This is a genomic window from Planctomycetota bacterium (genome assembly GCA_016235865.1).
Classification (GTDB): Bacteria; Planctomycetota; MHYJ01; order JACQXL01; family JACQXL01; genus JACRIK01.
The window spans coordinates 14,058-29,675 of the sequence record JACRIK010000012.1 but is presented as its reverse complement, the minus strand read 5'-3'; the positions used below and the strand labels follow the sequence as shown (position 1 = coordinate 29,675).

Genomic DNA, 15,618 nt, shown 5'->3' with positions numbered 1-15,618 from the left:
TTTCAGATTCCACTTGAAATTTCCCGAATAAGAGGTATATTACATTTGGAGGTGACAATATGAAACACCTAATAAAACTATCCGTATTCATCCTGTTGTGCATAATCGTGCTCACCGGCTACGGCGGAGTATGTGATTCGCTTCTTAATAAAGATTCCGGCAGCAGCGCCAACAAGGCGCCGACTCTGCTATCGCCCGGGAATAAAAGCGTCAACGAAGGTCAGTTGCTGACATTTACCTTATCAGTCACAGACCCTGTTAGCAATACCATCGCCTATTCAATGGCAGGCACACCTACCGGAACGACCTTAAATGCGACTACCGGGGAATTTAACTGGACGCCTGATTATACTCAAGCAAACAATTATCCGATTACATTTACCGCAACTTCTAATCTGTTATCGGATTCTCAAAGTATCACTATAACAGTCAATAATGTTCCTGATTTGAAGGTGGTATCCATCACCGGCGGAGCTGCTACTACGCTGGCTACTCGTATTACAGAGGTATCTCGGATTACTCCTGACTCCACCAAGGTCGTCTATCTGGATAATTTTACCAGGGTGACCTACACCGGCGATTTGAAGGTGGTATCCATAACCGGCGGCGCTGCTATTACACTGGCTGTTGGTATTACATATGTGGTGCGGATTACCCCTGACTCCACAAAGGTCGTCTATCTGGATAATTTTAGTCAGGCGACCTACACCGGTGATTTGAAGGTGGTAGCCATCACCGGCGGCGTTGCTACTACACTGGCTACTGGTGTTATGTCTGATGTGCGGATTACCCCTGACTCTACAAAAGTGGTTTATAGGGATAATTATAACTCGTTTAATGGAATCGGCGATTTGAAGGTGGTATCCATCACCGGCGGCGCTGCTACTTCACTGGCTACTGGTGCTCTGTCGGATTGGCGGATTACTCCTGACTCCACCAAGGTCGTCTATAGGGATAATTATGACTCGGCGACCTACACCGGTGATTTGAAGGTGGTAGCCATCACCGGCGGCGTTGCTACTACACTGGCTACTGGTATTATTTCATTGGACTGGCAGATTACCGATAACTCTACCAAGATTGTCTATAGGGAAGGTTCTTATCCTCCTTATAATTTGAAGGTGGTATCCATCACCGGCGGCGCCGCTACTACACTGGCTACTGGTGTTACGGGATATAGCTGGCAGATTACTCCTGACTCCACAAAGGTCGTCTATAGGGATAATTATGACCCGTTTCATGGGGCTAATTATGACCAGTTTAAAGAAATCAGCGATGTGAAGGTGGTATCCATAACCGGTGGCACGGCTATTACACTGGCTACCGGGGTTTGGGAATATGACTGGTTGATTACTCCTGACTCTACAAAAGTCGTCTATATCGAGAATTTCGACCCGGTTATTAGCGGAATCGGTGATTTGAAGGTGGTATCCATCACCGGCGGCGCTGCTACTTCACTGGCTACTGGGGTTACGTCGGATTTGCGGATTGCTCCTGACTCTACAAAGGTCGTCTATATGGATGGTTTTTATCCTTCTTATAATTTGAAGGTGGTATCCATAACCGGCGGCGCTGCTACTATACTGGATACCGGTCTCAGTACCTGGGGCTGGCAGATTACTGATGACTCTACAAAGGTCGTCTATCTGTGGTAATTCGTGAGACGCCTTACTTAATTAATAAACGCCGATAGGAATATCCCCTGCCACCCGACTGTATGTTTTTCCTATGTAAACTGCATTTCTTACGTTGCTAAACTGCATTACTTCCGTTACTAAACTGCATTACTTACGTTACTAAACTGTATTACTTACGCTGCCAAACTGCATTACTTACGTTGCTAAACTATACTACTTCCGTTACCAAACTGTATTACCGCCGTTGCCAAACTGCATTTCCTCCGTTACTAAACTGCATTACTTTCCTAGATGAACTGCATTTCTTCCGTAGATAGCCGGTATGCCTACTATATATAAACCTGGTTTCCCCTATAACGAGGGGGAGTGTCCCCCACCCCTCCCCCAGTGGGGTGTCAGCAGTATTTTCATTGACTTTTAAGGGTAATCCGGGGACACATACGAATTTCGCTTCGCACTAATTATTAATGATTCCTCTCTTTTTCAGAAATTCAACAAATACTTGATTTTATACCCCCCTATAAGGGTCAGTAGACGCCACTACTCCATAGCGCCTGGAGCATACCTATGTAGCGCCTGGAGCTTACCTCCGCAGCGCCTGGAGCTTACCTCCGTAGCTCCTGGAGCTTACCTCTATAACGCCTGGAACTCACCTCTATAACGCCTGGAATATACCTTTATAACGTCTGGAATACACCTTTGTAGGGTATGGAATGCATCTCTGGAGGGCCTGGAATACACCTCTGTAGAGTATGGAATGCACATCCGTAGGGCCTGGAATATACCTAATACAGGCCGGAACTACTACCCCCCACCCTCCCCCCTCCCCCCTTGTTTTGGCGGATATTTTCAATATAACCTTATATTCATTAGAGAGTTATTAGAATTTAATCCGATATTTAACCTGCCAGATGGTTATTATATCCCGCCGAAGCGGCGTTCGCGCTGGTTGAATTCCTCTATCGCTTTATGGAAGTGTTCTACTGTGAAGTCCGGCCAGTATGTCGGCGTGATATAAAACTCCGTATATGCCATCTGGTATAACAGGAAATTGCTCAGGCGGTATTCGCCCCCGGTCCTGATTAACAGGTCCGGGTCAGCCATATCCGGGTCATAGAAATATTTCTTTATAGTTTCTTCGTTTATGGTCTTGAGGTCAACGCCCTGTTCGCGGTCGCGGTCTCTGCTGAGTTCGCATATCTTCTTTACCGCATCAACAATCTCAGACCGGCTTCCGTAATTCAGCGCCAGGCACAGGGTCAGCCCGGTATTAGAACGGCTCTTGTCCGTTATCTGCTTAATCAGGCCCTGGGTCTTTTTGGGGAAGTCAGTAGTCCGACCAATCGCGGCAAACCTGATATTATTGGACATTATCTCCGGCTCTTCCTGGATAAGATAGCGGTTAAGAAGCCGCATCAGGAATGAGATTTCGTATCTGGGCCGTTTCCAGTTCTCGCTGGAGAATGCGTAGAGGGTCAGGCGCTTGATGCCGGTCTTGGCCGCCGCGCGGACAATCTCGTTGACCACCTGAGCGCCCTTTTCGTGGCCCTTGACCCGCGACAAACCACGCTCCTTGGCCCAGCGGCCGTTCCCGTCCATTATTATCGCGATGTGATTAGGTAAATTCATCTACTTACTGACTACTGTTTACTGTCTACTACCTACTTTTTATGTATTATCTGTTTCTCTTCAGCCCCGACCGAGACCATCTTTATCGGCACGCCCAATTTCTTCTCAATAAACCCGATGTATTTCCGGGCATTCTCTGGCAGGTCACGGTATTTCCTGATGCCGGATATATCCTCAGACCAACCCGGCAGGGTCTCATAGACCGGTTGGCACCCTTCCAGTATTGAGATATCAACCGGGAAATGGGTCAGCATCTTGTTCTTGTATCTATAACCGACCACCACCTTGAGAAACGCCAGATGCGAAAGGACATCCAGTTTGGTCATGGCAATATAACTGACCGCATTAAGTTCAATGGCCGTGCGGGCCACGACCAGGTCCAGCCAGCCGCACCGGCGCGGCCGGCCGGTCGTGGCTCCGAATTCACCGCCCAATGTTCTCAAGACCTCGCCCAGGGTACCGGTATTCTCAGCCGGGAACGGACCTTCGCCCACCCGGGTGGTGTATGCCTTGAGAATCCCGATGGTTTCAATGCGCTTATTGGCCAGCGGAATACCGGTGCCGGACGAAACCCCGGCCAGCGAGGAATTGGAAGAAGTCACGAACGGATAGGTGCCGAAGTCAATATCCAGCATCGTGCCCTGCGCGCCTTCTATAAGAATATTACGCTTGGCCTTTATGGCATCCAGGAGCAATCTGCGCGTGTCCGTGACAAACGGCTTGATAAACCGGGCATAGTCGAGATATTCGGAATATATCTTTGAGACCGAAAGCGGCTTGATGCCCATTGCCTGAAAGAGTTTGTTCTTGAGATTGAGATTCTCCTTGAGCCGCTCCATAAATAACGGTTTGTTAAACAGGTCATTCACCCGGATGCCGGTCCGGGCGTATTTATCGGAGTAGCACGGCCCGATGCCCAGTCCGGTCGTGCCAATCTTATTTTTCCCCAATTGGCGCTCGGATAACTGGTCCAGCACCTTATGATACGGCATGACCAGATGCGCCTGGCCGCTGATAAAGATATTACGGTCTATCTTGATACGCTTGGCCTGCAGTCCCTTGACCTCCTTAATGAACTGAATAGGGTCAAAGACCACGCCATTGCCGATAACGCATTTCACCCCGCGGTGCAGTATGCCGGACGGCACCAGATGGAGCACAAATTTCCTGGTACCCTTGACCACAGTATGACCGGCATTGCCGCCGCCCTGATACCTGACCACAAAATCCGAGAGCGAAGAGAGATAATCCACAATCTTACCCTTGCCCTCGTCGCCCCATTGCAGACCGACAATAAATTTAATCATATTGAATTATTTCTTATTTATACTATACACGCAAATCTCGCCGCACATTGAGCAGGCGGTTTTGGATTTAGTCTTGCGCCGCGCCCGGTATTGGGCCGACTTCACCGGATCAATGGAATGAGCAACCTGTTTGGCCCAGTCGCACTGCCGACGGAATTGGGAAAACGCCTTATTATGCTGCCAGGCAGAGGCATTACCCTTGGCAATATCCGCGGCCTGGGCGGCAATCCGGGCCGCAATCACGCCGTCCTTGACATCGCTTGGCTGGGGCAGTCCCAGATGTTCGCTGGGCGTGACATAGCAGATAAAATCAGCCCCGGCCCAACCGGCTATGGCCGCGCCGATGGCTGAGGTAATATGGTCATATCCGGGCGCCGAATCAATCACCAGCGGGCCCAGCACATAAAACGGCGCCCCATCGCAGAGCGATTTCTGGAGCTGCACCTGGGCCTGAATCTGGTTTAAGGGCACGTGTCCCGGCCCTTCAATCATCACCTGAACATCGGCGGCCCGCGAGCGCTTGGCTAATTCCGCCAGCACCATCAACTCCCCTACCTGAGCCCGGTCAAAGGCATCGGCAATCGCGCCGGGCCTGAGGCCGTCGCCTAAACTCAGAACCACATCGTATTCGCGGGAAATCTCCAATAAACGATCAAACTGCTCATAGAGCGGATTCTCCTGCTGGTGGATTTTCATCCATTCAGCCAGGATAGAACCGCCCCGACTGACCATGCCGCCTACCCGTCCGTCTTTTTCCAAATCAGCCACCACCTGGCGGGTGACACCGCAATGCACCGTGATAAAATCCACGCCGTCTTGGCAGTGGTTTTCAATCGCCCGGAACATATCATCGGCAGTCAGTTCCTGGATAGCCTGGCGGATATTCATTTTAACCCGCCGGCCGAGCAGATAAGACGCAGCTTCGTAAATCGGCACGGTGCCGAAAGCGATGGTCGATTTGGCTAATAGTTTACGGCGGATATTGCCGATATCGCCGGCCGTGGATAAATCCATCACCGCATCGGCCCCGGCATCAGAGGCAATCTTGAGTTTCTTTATTTCGTCCTTGACGTCGGCAAAGTCGGTCGAGGTGCCCAGATTGGCATTGACCTTAGTGCGCAGATGCTTGCCCACCCCGCAGATGACCCGCTGGGGCAGGTTCTTGCGGTCTGACCAGCGCAACTTGTTGGAAAGGAGCACCACGCGCCCGGCCTTAATCAGGTTACACAACTCAGCCGGCGCGATATTTTCTGCCTGAGCCACGGCCTTCATCTGTTCGGTAACCACCCCGGCCCGGGCTTGTTTCAACTGTATCACCCCGCACACACTTTGCATTCTTGACACTTTCTGTTATCCGTTCTTTTAATCTCGTAATGGATTGCCCATAATATTTTAGATTATGTTCCCGTTCTTTAGCGTCTTTTTGGGCTCTGTATGCTTCATAATAAATCAACTCATATGGCATTCCAAATTTTGTGGCTGTCGACTTACCTGTATTATGTTCTTCAAGTCGCTTCCTTAAATTAGAGGTATAACCGATGTAAAATTTATCACTCTTTCTGCTGTAAAGCAAGTAAATATAATACATATGCAAAGTGTGTGCGGGGTCATATTTCCATTATCTCGGCGGTTTTCTTGGTCACGGTCTCGTCAACCTGTTTCTCAAATTTCTCGGTCAGTTTCTGCAGTTCATCCTTGAGTTTGAATTTGGCATCCTCGGTAATGGTCTTCTTCTTTTCCTCATCCTCGACCAGTTTAATACCATCGCGCCTGATATTACGAACCGCTACTTTGGTCTTTTCAGCGTTATCCCGAGCCACCTTGCTGAGCTGCTTGCGCCGCTCTTCGCTTAAGGGTGGAAGGTTCAACCTGATAAGTTTGCCGTCATTATTGGGATTAATTCCCGTATCCGAGGTCATTATCGCCTTTTCTATCGCCCCGAGCGAGGATTGGTCATAGGGCTTGATAATAATCATCCGCGGCTCCGGTACCGAGATGTTGGCAATCTGCTTCAGGGGCGTGGGTGAACCGTAATATTCCACCTTGATATTATCCACCAGGGCCGGCGAGGCCCGGCCGGTCCTGATTCCTCTAAATTCATTGGCCATTACCTCCATGGCCTTCTGCATCTTCTGTTCGGCATCGCTGCAAATAGGATGGCTCATATAAACACCTCCGATATAATTTATGCAATATTAACTCAATGAATATACCTATACTAAATGGAAAGGTCAAGAAAAATACCGATATGCGGATGCTATGAAATCACCGTCCCGATTCGTTCGCCCTGAATCGCCCGCTTTATATTGCCGCGCTTGTTGAAATTAAACACAATAATAGGAATTCCCCGCTCCATGCACAGCGTAATGGCCGTGGAATCCATCACCTTCAGACGCTGCTTAATGACCTCCATATAACTCAGACGGTCGTATTTCTTTGCCTTGGGATTCTTGAATGGATCATCGGAATACACGCCATCAACCTTGGTGGCCTTAAAGATCGCATCGGCGTTTATTTCCGTAGCACGCAGGACTGCGGCCGTGTCGGTAGTAAAATGCGGGTTGCCCGTGCCAGCGGCCAGGATAATGACCCGGCCTTTCTCCAGATGCCTGATGGCCCGGCGCCTGATAAACGGCTCGGCCACGGCCTGCATCGGAATGGCGGTTAAGAGCCGGGTCGGCACGCCGTTCTTTTCCATGGTATCCTGGAGCGCCAGGGCGTTGACCAATGTGGCCACCATGCCCATATAATCAGCCGTGGCGATATTGACGCCCTGCTTTTCAAACTCGCCGCCCCGGACGATATTACCGCCACCTACAACTATGGCCAGTTGGACCAGCGGCACGACAGAAATTAATTCCTTGGCTAATAAATTTACCTGGGGAATGTCTATACCGTGCCCTTTTTCAGGACAGAAACTCTCACCGCTGAGTTTAAGAACAACCCTTTTATATTTGGTGTTTTTCACTTGCCAATCTCAAATCGCTGGAATCGCTTAACCACGATATTCTCGCCGAACTTGGCGATATGATTTTTTATCAGGTCGCCGACCTTTATCTTATCGTCCTTGACAAACGGCTGGTCCAATAGGCACTTCTGGGTATAGAAGAATTTATCTATCTTGCCATCCACAATCTTTTCCACCATTTGAGGCGGCTTGTCCTTGAGTTCCTTGCGGTAAAACTCTTTTTCCTGCTCAATCAACTGCTTATCCAGCTGCTCCCGGGAAATCACCAGCGGAGACATGGCGGTAATATGCAGGCAGATATCCTTAAGCAACGCCTGGAAATCGTCATTCTTGGCCACGAAATCTGTTTCGCAGGCCAGTTCCAGCAGGACACCAACCTTTCCGTTGGAATGGATATAAGAACCAACTCGTCCCTGGGAGACGGCCTTATCCATCTTCTTCTCAGCCAAGGCTAACCCGCGGCGCCTTAAGGCATCAGAAGCTTTGGTTACATCACCGGCACATTCCTCCAGAGCCTTTTTGCACTCAGCCATACTGGCCGAGGTCTTGTCTCTTAATTCCTTCACCTGGGTGGCGGTAATCGCACTCATATCAAATGCTCCTTAGATACTGTTAGGATGGCGCCTCAAACGCCAGCCGTTACAGTATCTTATCCCGGCAGTTTTTGCCGGGGTTCAATAACTATTTCTTAGTATGAACCCTTGGTTTGGTGTCTTTCTTGCCTTTATCCAGCGGCCTGATACCTTCCTTCTTAAAATGAATAATCCTCTTGGTGGCCTTCTCTTCCGGTTCGGCCTCGGTCTTTAACGGTTTTATCACCAACTCGCTCTTGCCCTCGATGATGGCATCAGCCAGTTTGGTCAGGACCAGCCCGACCGACTTAATGGCATCGTCATTTATCGGAATGGGAATCGTGATATCGGAAGGATTACCATCCGTATCGAGCAGGCAGATAGTAGGAATATTGGAACGGATGGCTTCATCCAATGAAGTCTTGGAACGGCTCTGGTCCACGGCAATAAGGACATCAGGAACCCGCGACATCTCGCGCAACCCGCCGAGATTACCGCGCAGCCGCTCTAATTCTCTCTGGAATTGTGATTGTTCTTTTTTATTGTAGTGAACTATGGTGCCTTCGGCCTCGGATTTCTCGAATTTGAGGAATTTAGTCAGCTGTTTCTTGATGGTATCAAAATTAGTCAACGTCCCGCCCAGCCAGCGGTTGTTGACATAGGGCATATTGCAGCGCTTGGCTTCGGATTCAATGATACTCGCCAGCTGTTTCTTGGTGCCGACGAATATTGCCATGCCGCCCCTCTTGGCAATGGCCTTGAGCAGCTCAGTTGCCTTGATAACACCCTTAATGGTCTCTTTCAGATCAATGATATGACTGCCTTTGCGGGTGCCCATAATGTAAGGTTTCATCTTGGGATTCCATCTGGATGACCGGTGTCCGAAATGTGCGCCGCCTTCTACCAGGTCGGTTAACGAAATTAAAGCCATTTGAAGTTCTTCCTCCTCTTAGAGTCCCCGCCAACGGCGGGGAATCTTATCCCGTCCTGATGTTATCGGGGCAGGATTCCTATTTACTAAGCATCGTTTAAGCAATACAGCGCTTCACTGCATATAAAGCGCAATTCGCAACCATTTTGTTTATATAAATATTCAACCAATGTCAACAAAATAATTGACAAATAAGGGTTAAAAAGTATTAGTAAGCAATAATTAATGCGGGCGTAGTTCAGCGGTAGAATACCAGCTTCCCAAGCTGGTTGTCGTGGGTTCGAATCCCATCGCCCGCTCTTACTCTTCGTTATGAACGAAGTGAATTACGAAGAGTTAGACCCTGAGCTCAGCGAAGGGTCGCTAGTATGTGGTATGTGTATTTTTTAAGGTGTAGTGACAATTCCATATATACCGGAATTACCACTGACCTTGAATCTCGTGTAAAACGACACAACCAAGGTAAAGGATGCAAATATACAGCATCCAGGCAACCAATAAAGTTGATTTATTCAGAAAAATATCCTGATAAATCGCAGGCAGCAAGAAGAGAAAGCTACCTGAAAGGATTAACCAGAATTAAAAAGGAAGAAATAGTCGTGGGTTCACTTCGCCCAGATAGTAATCAGGGCTCAGTGTAAACTCATCACATCGCCCATTTAGGCGGGATTATGTATAGTTAGACCATGAGCATTTCGCTGATGCTCAATGTAAACTCCGCGCCGGGTCGTTAATATGTGGTATGTCTATTGTTTGAGGTGCAAGGATAATTCTATTTATACCGGGATTACCAATGACCTTAAACAAAGAATAAACCGACATAATCAAGGTAAGGGTTCTAAATACACGGCCTCTCGGCGGCCGGTAAAATTTGTTTATCAGGAAAAACATCCTGATAAATCATCAGCCTTAAAAAGAGAAAGTTATCTGAAAGGATTGGATAAGAACCAGAAAGAGGAAATGGTCGCAGCCAAAGGAAAATCCCGATATGCATCGGGATAAGAGTTTGTAACGGGTTTGCCGCCCTGCGTGGCCGACAACCCCTAACAAACTCTAACGGGGTGTGGCGCAGATGGCTTAGCGCGCCTGCTTTGGGAGCAGGAGGTCGGTGGTTCGAATCCACTCACCCCGATTTTAGGGACTGTTAGAACGCAGTGAGTTACAGTCCCTTAAATCCCGCTTTAGCGGGATTACTTATAACTATGTATGTAGCCCCGATATACATCGGGGCGTAGAGCCTGTAACGACTGAAGTCTAACAGGCTCTAACGAAAGGAACTTGCATATGTTTGAAACCACATACGGACTGACCGAAGACCAACTGGCTATGAGGCAACTGGCCCGGGAAATAGCCCAGGAGAAAATCAAACCGGTAGCGGCAAAGTACGACGAAGAAAACTCTTTCCCCTGGCCCATCGTCAAGATACTGGCTGATGCCGGGCTGTTCGGCTGCTTCATTGAAGAAAAATACGGCGGCACCGGCGGCGGCGTGCTGGATTTGTGCATCATCACCGAGGAACTCTGCCGGACCTGCGGCGGCATCTCGCTGTCTTTGGCCGCCACGGCCCTGGGCACCTTCCCGATTATCCTCTACGGCAACGAAGAACAAAAGAAAAAGTATCTGACCGAAATCGCCGCCGGCCGTAAACTGGCCGCCTTCGGACTGACCGAAGCCAATGCCGGCAGCGACGCCAGCGGCATCCAGACCACGGCCACCAAGGATGGAGATTATTATATCATCAACGGAACCAAACAATGGATAACCAACGCCGGCGAAGCCAAGATATATTCAGTCATCACGATTACGGACCGGAGCAAAGGCGCCCGGGGCGCCACGGCCTTTATCATTGAGGACGGCACACCCGGATTCTCCTACGGCAAGAAAGAAAATAAGATGGGTATCCGCGCCTCAGCCACCCGCGAGCTGGTGTTTGAAAACTGCCGGGTTCACAAGAGCCAGATGCTCGGCAAGGAGGGCTACGGCTTCTTCGTGGCTATGAAAACATTTGACGCATCCAGGCCGGGCGTGGCTTCCCAGGCACTGGGCATTGCCCAAGGCGCGCTGGATTTGGCGGTTCAATATTCCCGCGAACGCAAACAATTCGGCAAGGCCATCTGCTCATTCCAGGGACTGCAGTTTATGCTGGCGGATATGGCGACGCAAGTGGCGGCCGCCCGGTATCTGACCTATGAAGCCGCCCGGGCCGCGGATAACAAGCATCCCAATGTCGGCGCTATTTCGGCCATGGCCAAACTCTACGCCTCGGACACGGCCATGAAGGTCACCACTGACGCGGTCCAGGTATTCGGCGGCTACGGCTATATGAAGGAATACCCGGTGGAAAAGATGATGCGCGACGCCAAGATTACCCAGATTTACGAAGGCACTAACCAGATTCAGCGCGAGGTTATCGCCCTGGAGTTAATCAAGGAATCGGCTAAAGGTAAGTAGCGCAGGGATATGAAACTAAGACAACGAGTTAGACTATTTCTTATTATATTGTCTTTTATCTTATTCCCGGCAACAATCTTCTACTTCTCGCCGTATCTGATTATCATGGCTTCGGGATATGGCATCGTCAACGGCAGTATGATAGTTTTCATCGCCATGTTCCTCAGCTCATTATTCCTGGGTAGATTATGGTGCGGCTGGCTCTGCGCCGGGGCCGGAATATCCGAAGCGCTCTTTGCCGTCCAGAACAAGAAAGCCAGCAACCGGCACAACTGGATTAAATACGCCATCTGGGTCCCCTGGATTATAATTATTGTTGTTGCGGCGGTCTCTGCCGGAGGATACAAAAAAATAGATTTCTTCGTTGCCACCACCAATGGCTTCTCAGTAGTCGACCTGCACGGCTATATCATCTATTTCGTTGTGGTCGGAACTATTGTCACGCTGTCTCTGACCACCGGCCGGAGGGGATTCTGCCACTATGGCTGCTGGATGGCGCCCTTTATGACTATCGGCCATAAAATCTCCACCCTGCTGCACTTGCCGTCCGTAAGATTGGTATCTGACAAGTCAAAATGCACCGATTGCCTGAGTTGCACCAAAAAGTGCCCGATGAGTTTAGAAGTCAATGCCATGGTCCAAAAGGACGATATGGGAAATTCGGAATGCGTCCTCTGCGGCACCTGCGCCGACACCTGCGCTAAAGAGGTGATAAAATACTCGCTATTTAAATAAGAATATCTAATGCGGTTTTACAGTAAGAACTTTTCACCGTATAACTTTCAGGCAACGCCGTGGTTATCTGGACGTAGCGTCAACCCCTATATATTTTGGGCAATAAGCTTCGGAATTTCCTCAGAACTTCTATAGTTTAATTCCTCTTGTGATTCACCCAGCACCATCACATCAAATTTACCAAAGGTTTTCAAACAACCCACATTATACAGGATATAATGCCCCTTACCCGTCTGTCTATTGAACAGGGAATCATTAAAAATCCTCATCAGGTTCTGAAAATCAATGCCCTTCAGACGTTTATCAGAACAGTCACGAGCCAGATAACTAAAGCGACTATTCTTGCCAAAGAGACGGCGGTAAAGCATCATTGGCAGCGAGGTTCCGCCCCACCGGCCGTTACACTCCACGAATTTTAGCTGGGCGTCTTCTAAACTTGCGCCATGCAAAATGGTATCAAACGAACAACGTCCGACATAGCCCAATTCCTGCAGGAAGACTCCAAGCATCAATGTCTTGACGCTTAACTCCGTCTTTAATCTTTCCGGAAATACCGCCGGGCGGCTGCCGGCAAAAACCTTGGTTTCATCTTCCAATAATTGTTCAAAGATGCCGTCTAACCTCGGAACCCCCAGACCGCGCGGCGGCATCCAAAGATGTGAAGATGGCGAGCTTATAACATCATTATACCAACGGACAATGCTGACAGGATAACAGCCATTCGCATTAAGAGTCCATAACCTGCCTTTAACCATCCGTTTAAATTCTTCATCTGATAGTTGTCCTAAACCACTGCTTTCAAAAACCAGATTACCCATGGCGGACGCATAATTCCTCATCTTTACAGCCACGGTCGGGTATAAATTCAGCATCTCTCTCAAGTAGAGCAACACTTCCTCATCATTATAAGCCATTCTGGTTTCCATAGTATTATCACTGCCCAAAACAGATTCAACCAGGCCGGCGAACTCCGACTTGTCGTTGACATAACTGGTCACATAAGGCAATGGCGCGATTACCTTAACCTTGCCGGCTTTTAGTTGCTCCAATACCTTGGCTAACGACCAGATTCCGGCGGACCCCATAAATGGATGTATAACGATACCGCCCTTGGCGCGCGCCATTGCCGCTACCTGTGACAGTTTTGACAAATCCTTTGTCAGATTGCGGGTGACAAAAATGGGATGGTAACCGTAGTTATCCACCGTAACAACGCCGGGAGAACCAAGGCCAAGGTAATCCTGGTTATAGGCCTCGTATGACTCCTCCATCGGATGAGTTAAAGCCACCAAATCGCCGTTGCCGGCGCGCAATCGCGCCCGCTGTTGATAATACTCTATACCAGGGATTCCATCCAGATGCGGGATTTCGCTTAAATCATCTATGTGCAAAACCGGCAGATGATGCTCTTCATTGTCCAGCAAAAACCCGGCGAATTCCCGTTCCGCCTTATCCCATCCTTTTGCCCGCATGAGTTCACGGGCTAAAGAACGGACTCTTCGGAACTCTGTCTCATTCATGTTATATCGCAAACATTCTTTCATACCGCCGCTCCTTCAAACGCCAGGACATCGTTCTCTAATTCATTCTCCAGCATCACGTAAAACCGGTCAAACAATAACTTCAACCGGCCCGTTAATTCCTTATCTCCAGTGGCCTTCTGGTAATACTCATCAAAGAGAAAAGAAGGAACCTCTTTAACATCCTTACCCCCGGTCAGGTCAATCCTCTGGCGCAAAAACTCTACAAACCGCTCATACCAATGAAGCAAGTTTATTTCCGGCGTATTGGTTTTCTCCCAGAGCGTAAAAAGCGGCTCTTTAACGAATCCGTAATAATGGAACAAGCTGACATAAAATCCCAATTCCTTTGCCGCGAAATAATCCCGTTGTCCAAAGGTCCGATGATAGATTAATTTATGCGGCGCCTCGGTCTGGCAAAGGAATCCATATTTAGCCTGCTCCTTAAAGAATTCCGAGCCGGGCAAACAGAGAAATTCGTGGATATACAAAGAATGAGGCATCATCCTGACCGCAAAAGCCAGCGATTGCTTAAAAGTAGCCAGCGAATCACCCGGCAGTCCGACAATCAAGCTAAACCAGATTTTAACTTCCGGATTAACCGCTTTCAACTTCGTTATATTCTCGCAATACCGCTGGGAGTTAAAACGGCGGTTGATGCTTTCCAAAACAGCCGGTGACGAACTCTGCAACCCGAACGCGAATTCATCATCGCCGAACTTGGATATTAATTCAATGGTTTCGTCGTCCAATATCTCCGGATTCACCTCAAAGATTACGGGCACCTTGAACGGATTATTATTCAACAGGAAATTAAGTATCTCCTTGCCGCGCCGCTTATTAAGAAAGATATCGGCATCAGTGATATAAATACGCCGGACCGACGGGTGATTCAGGACCTTTCGCAAGCCGGCAAACACCCGGTCCAGCGGATGGAACCTGACCTGCTTGCCGCCCCACGAGCAATAACGGCATCTGAACGGACAGCCCCGGCTGGTTTCAAAAGTAACCGTTACGGTCTCCGTGGCTTGATTCAGATAGTTGACGTAATAATCGCTACCGCATACGGATGGCAATAAACCGATATCAGATTGCTCAGCCGGAACGGTTTCCAATACCTCTCCGCTGTCATTACGATAAACCAGGGACGGCACATTGGATAATCCGGACTTGTCCAGCATACACATCAGAAACCTCTTGAACGGCTCCTCGCCTTCGCCCTTGATGACATAATCTATGAACCGGTATTGTTCCAACAGATGCCCGGCCAATCCAGTCGCTTCAGGGCCTCCGAATAAGACGACCGATTGAGGCAACCGCTCCTTGACAAGTTTCGCCAGTTGCAGGCATTCATGGAAATTCCAGACATAACAGGAAAAAGCATAAAGGTTTCCCGGTTCCCGGCACAGATTATCAGCCAGAACCGAGACATCATCCACGTATTGGAATTGATGGATGACAAAGTTGATATTTTCCGCTAATAAAGGTTCCCGCCGGGCGTATTCCACCAAGCCGACCAGGGCCGGTGACAGGTCCCGGCGCGGGAACGCCAGCGCTGTCAGGGTTACATTAAGTTTACTATTTACCATAAATACCTCCTGCCCCGATGTAAATCGGGATAAGAGCCAATAACGGTCTTCGCCGACCTGCCCGTCCGTTCAGGCGGGTATTCATCGGCGAATCCCTAACCGGCTCTAAAAACAAAAAAGCCCGCCACTCCAATCACAGAGTAACGGGCTTTCAGGCAATAAAAAAACCCGCTACTCGGAAGCAGCGGGTTTATTGTCTATATTAAGACACTACATCCCACTGCCTCCCGGCATAATAATAATGCCAATAATAGTCAGCGAGATATTCTTCTTCATAAC

The 15,618-nt window shown here is 49.0% G+C and carries 15 protein-coding genes and 2 tRNA genes; 7 read left to right on the top strand and 10 right to left on the bottom strand.

Annotated features, from left to right (window positions below):
- Positions 1 to 59: 59 nt before the first annotated feature.
- A complete protein-coding gene (locus HZA49_04310; GenBank protein ID MBI5778662.1) occupies positions 60 to 1,655 on the top strand; it encodes a putative Ig domain-containing protein in 1,596 nt (531 codons plus the stop codon).
- A 900-nt stretch (positions 1,656 to 2,555) separates the two neighbouring features.
- Here HZA49_04310 and HZA49_04305 read toward each other — a convergent pair.
- From HZA49_04305 to rpsB, 8 genes are all read right to left on the bottom strand, one after another.
- The gene (locus tag HZA49_04305; GenBank protein MBI5778661.1) at positions 2,556 to 3,266 is read right to left on the bottom strand and encodes an isoprenyl transferase; all 711 of its coding nucleotides are present in this window, start codon (positions 3,264 to 3,266) and stop codon (positions 2,556 to 2,558) included.
- A 32-nt stretch (positions 3,267 to 3,298) separates the two neighbouring features.
- Positions 3,299 to 4,573, bottom strand: a complete 1,275-nt coding sequence (locus tag HZA49_04300) for an adenylosuccinate synthase (protein MBI5778660.1) — start codon at positions 4,571 to 4,573, stop codon at positions 3,299 to 3,301.
- A 6-nt stretch (positions 4,574 to 4,579) separates the two neighbouring features.
- Positions 4,580 to 5,890 (bottom strand): phosphomethylpyrimidine synthase ThiC, encoded by a 1,311-nt coding sequence (thiC, locus tag HZA49_04295; protein MBI5778659.1) that lies wholly within the window; start codon positions 5,888 to 5,890, stop codon positions 4,580 to 4,582.
- The gene (locus HZA49_04290) at positions 5,805 to 6,161 is read right to left on the bottom strand and encodes a GIY-YIG nuclease family protein (GenBank protein MBI5778658.1); all 357 of its coding nucleotides are present in this window, start codon (positions 6,159 to 6,161) and stop codon (positions 5,805 to 5,807) included. The genes thiC and HZA49_04290 overlap by 86 nt, the downstream gene beginning before the upstream one ends.
- Positions 6,162 to 6,180: 19 nt before the next feature.
- The gene (gene frr, locus HZA49_04285; GenBank protein ID MBI5778657.1) at positions 6,181 to 6,738 is read right to left on the bottom strand and encodes a ribosome recycling factor; all 558 of its coding nucleotides are present in this window, start codon (positions 6,736 to 6,738) and stop codon (positions 6,181 to 6,183) included.
- Positions 6,739 to 6,830: 92 nt separating this feature from the next.
- A complete protein-coding gene (locus HZA49_04280; protein MBI5778656.1) occupies positions 6,831 to 7,541 on the bottom strand; it encodes a UMP kinase in 711 nt (236 codons plus the stop codon).
- The gene (gene tsf / locus HZA49_04275; GenBank protein MBI5778655.1) at positions 7,538 to 8,131 is read right to left on the bottom strand and encodes a translation elongation factor Ts; all 594 of its coding nucleotides are present in this window, start codon (positions 8,129 to 8,131) and stop codon (positions 7,538 to 7,540) included. Before tsf ends, HZA49_04280 begins: the two co-directional genes overlap by 4 nt.
- Positions 8,132 to 8,222: 91 nt before the next feature.
- Positions 8,223 to 9,044 (bottom strand): 30S ribosomal protein S2, encoded by an 822-nt coding sequence (gene rpsB, locus HZA49_04270; protein ID MBI5778654.1) that lies wholly within the window; start codon positions 9,042 to 9,044, stop codon positions 8,223 to 8,225.
- 227 nt (positions 9,045 to 9,271) lie between these two features.
- Here rpsB and HZA49_04265 point away from each other — a divergent pair.
- From HZA49_04265 to HZA49_04240, 6 genes are all read left to right on the top strand, one after another.
- Positions 9,272 to 9,343 (top strand) — tRNA-Gly (locus tag HZA49_04265).
- 69 nt (positions 9,344 to 9,412) lie between these two features.
- Complete coding sequence (locus HZA49_04260; protein MBI5778653.1) at positions 9,413 to 9,685, top strand: GIY-YIG nuclease family protein; 273 nt, start codon at positions 9,413 to 9,415, stop codon at positions 9,683 to 9,685.
- 94 nt (positions 9,686 to 9,779) lie between these two features.
- Positions 9,780 to 10,046 (top strand): GIY-YIG nuclease family protein, encoded by a 267-nt coding sequence (locus HZA49_04255; GenBank protein MBI5778652.1) that lies wholly within the window; start codon positions 9,780 to 9,782, stop codon positions 10,044 to 10,046.
- Positions 10,047 to 10,101: 55 nt separating this feature from the next.
- Positions 10,102 to 10,176: transfer RNA gene (locus tag HZA49_04250), tRNA-Pro, on the top strand.
- 152 nt (positions 10,177 to 10,328) lie between these two features.
- Positions 10,329 to 11,495, top strand: a complete 1,167-nt coding sequence (locus HZA49_04245; protein MBI5778651.1) for an acyl-CoA dehydrogenase family protein — start codon at positions 10,329 to 10,331, stop codon at positions 11,493 to 11,495.
- A 9-nt stretch (positions 11,496 to 11,504) separates the two neighbouring features.
- Entirely contained in the window at positions 11,505 to 12,230 is a 726-nt protein-coding gene (locus tag HZA49_04240) for a 4Fe-4S binding protein (protein ID MBI5778650.1), read from the top strand.
- A gap of 86 nt (positions 12,231 to 12,316) precedes the next feature.
- Here HZA49_04240 and HZA49_04235 read toward each other — a convergent pair whose 3' ends face one another.
- The gene (locus HZA49_04235) at positions 12,317 to 13,774 is read right to left on the bottom strand and encodes a hypothetical protein (GenBank protein ID MBI5778649.1); all 1,458 of its coding nucleotides are present in this window, start codon (positions 13,772 to 13,774) and stop codon (positions 12,317 to 12,319) included.
- Entirely contained in the window at positions 13,771 to 15,339 is a 1,569-nt protein-coding gene (locus tag HZA49_04230) for a radical SAM protein (GenBank protein MBI5778648.1), read from the bottom strand. The genes HZA49_04235 and HZA49_04230 overlap by 4 nt, the downstream gene beginning before the upstream one ends.
- Positions 15,340 to 15,618: the final 279 nt, after the last annotated feature.